Annotated in this window: 2 protein-coding genes and 1 pseudogene; 1 reads left to right on the forward strand and 2 read right to left on the reverse strand. The window is 37.7% G+C overall.

What is annotated here, in order from left to right:
• Positions 1-48: 48 nt before the first annotated feature.
• Together AC1DPQ_RS24145 and AC1DPQ_RS24150 are read right to left on the reverse strand one after the other, a co-directional pair.
• Positions 49-756 carry an LOG family protein gene (locus AC1DPQ_RS24145; RefSeq protein WP_477586111.1) on the reverse strand — a complete coding sequence of 236 codons (708 nt, stop codon included), beginning with the start codon at positions 754-756 and terminating at the stop codon, positions 49-51.
• A gap of 17 nt (positions 757-773) precedes the next feature.
• Complete coding sequence (locus tag AC1DPQ_RS24150) at positions 774-2282, reverse strand: sodium:solute symporter (protein ID WP_477611125.1); 1509 nt, start codon at positions 2280-2282, stop codon at positions 774-776.
• A 264-nt stretch (positions 2283-2546) separates the two neighbouring features.
• On the opposite strand from AC1DPQ_RS24150, the pseudogene AC1DPQ_RS24155 reads away from it, so the two are divergent.
• Positions 2547-2637, forward strand: a pseudogene (locus AC1DPQ_RS24155) (recombination mediator RecR); the annotation flags it as partial.

Below are 2637 nucleotides of genomic sequence, written 5' to 3' on the forward strand. Positions count from 1 at the left end.
ATTAACCAGTTAACCATCTTGAACTGACTAATGAACCATTGAACCAACCTAGAAATTCGGTTTAAGTACATATTTATCGTAGAAACGGAAAATATGCTCTGCAGCTTCTTCAGCGGTATCTACCAATCTGAAAAGGTTTAAATCTTCTTCGTGGATATTGTGCTCTTTCTGGAGCATTGTACCTTTAATCCAATCAATTAATCCACCCCAATAATCAACACCCACCAATACGATTGGGAAACGTGCAATTTTTCCGGTCTGGATTAAGGTTAAAGCTTCAAAAAGTTCATCCATGGTACCAAAACCACCTGGTAAAACCACAAAACCCTGACTATATTTCATGAACATTACTTTGCGCACAAAGAAATAATCAAACTCCAGCAATTTATTATGATCGATATATTTATTGTGGAACTGCTCAAAAGGCAACTCGATGTTTAAACCTACCGATTTACCCCCATTGGTGTGGGCGCCTTTATTACCGGCCTCCATAATGCCAGGGCCACCGCCAGTGATTACACCATAACCACGATCGGTTAATAATTTGCCGCACTCTTCTGCCAATTGGTAATATCTATGCGTTTGAGCTGTACGGGCCGAACCATAAATGGTAACACATGGGCCAATTTTAGCCAGTTTTTCAAAACCGTCTACAAATTCGGCCATGATTTTAAAAATTTGCCAAGAGTCTGTTACTTTAATTTCTTGCCAGTCTTTGTTTTCAAAAGCGCTTCTAATTTTTTCTTCACTCGTCATATACTGTTATTCTAATATTAAAATCTAGTTTGCGCATCAGTTTTTTTACTGATGAACAACAAGCCTATAAATGTGATTAAACCGTTAATTAAAATCAGTTCAACACTAAAAACGTAACCGCCCAATAAAGTGGTAGAATACGTGGAAAGCAAGTAACATAAAAAAGGTGATAATAAGCAAACTATCGGCACTAATTTATCGTGAAGACCACGTTTTTTTACAAATAATCCAAAACTATATAATCCTAAAAGCGGCCCGTAGGTATAAGAGGCAATGGTAAAAATTAAGCTTACTACTGATGAGCTGTTCAATGCATTGATGACGAGGATCACCAAAAACATCAGAATAGAAAATGCTACGTGTACAGTATGGCGTTTTTTTACGGCGTCTTTGGCATTTACATTTTCGGCCTTGGCCATGCCTAAAAAGTCGACACAAAAGGATGTGGTTAAAGCTGTAAGTGCCGAGTCGGTAGTGGCAAAAGTTGCTGCGGTTAGGCCCAACATGAATATAATTGCAGGTACAGCGCCAAGGTTGTTTAAAGCAATTTCAGGGAACAATAAATCTGTTCTTGGTTTCCCGGTAATATGATCTAATGGAATATCGATGCCGTTTTTCGCGGCAAAAATGTATAACAAAGCGCCCACACTCAAAAAGAAAACATTCAGGATTACAAATACCCCTGTAAAAGTAAACATGTTTTTTTGTGCCTCTTTGATGGTGCCCATGCTCAGGTTTTTCTGCATCAGATCCTGATCTAAACCCGTCATGGCGATGGTAACGAAAATACCGCCGATAAACTGTTTGCTAAAGTAGAATTTATTGGTTAGGAAATCGTTTAGAAAGAATATTTTCGAGTAACTGCTGGTTTTTATGGTCTCGAATGCCTGTGGAATATTGAAATCAAGACTGTTGCAAATAAAATAAATAGTGAGAAAAACCGAAAGCACCAGGAAAAAAGTTTGCAGTGTATCGGTAATGATAATGGTTTTTAAGCCACCTTTAAAGGTGTACGACCAGATCAGTGCCAACGAAATTAAAACCGTTAACCAGAACGGAACGCCATAATTATCGAATATAAAACGCTGTAAAACAATCACTACGAGGTATAATCTTGTTGCTGATCCCAAAGTGCGGCTCAATAAAAATATCGATGCTGCCGTTTTGTAACTGTAATGACCTAACCTCTTTTCGATGTAGCTATAAATGGATGTTAAATTCATCCGGTAATAAAGTGGAAGCAAAACTGTGGCGATGATAATAAAACCAACTGCATTGCCCAGAACGAACTGGAAATATTGGAACTGGTTCCCACTGGGTGCGCCAACTTCTCCGGGCACTGATATAAAAGTAACACCCGAAAGTGCGGTTCCTATCATCCCAAAGGCAACTAAATACCATTTAGAATTCCGGTTGGCGATAAAGAAAGTAGAATTATCAGATGATTTTTTTGAGGTTACGAATGAAATAATAATCAGCAGTAAAAAATAACCGATCAGAAAACATAAGAGAATGGTTGGAGACATAGTTTTGTGTTAAGCTGATAAATGTAAGAAATTCGGATTTAATGTCAATGGGTTTAGTTTTGCTATTTGGTTGATGGCCTATGGTTCAATAGTTAATAGCCGATTAGCATAAGCATGGCGCTCTAAAGCAAGCAGACTATCGAACTAATAAGCAATTTAACCATAAACAACTAAGCCATCAACCATGGACTATCAAACTATTGACCAATAAACAACTGAACTAGGCCTATTGAACTAACAAACCATTTTACCTATTTTTGTAATATGAATTTTTCATCCAAGCTGCTCGAAGATGCGGTAAACGAATTCTCGAAACTTCCTGGTGTAGGGCAAAAAACAGCTTTACGTTTGGTAT

It is taken from the genome of Pedobacter sp. 01T416_2, from assembly GCF_056398925.1.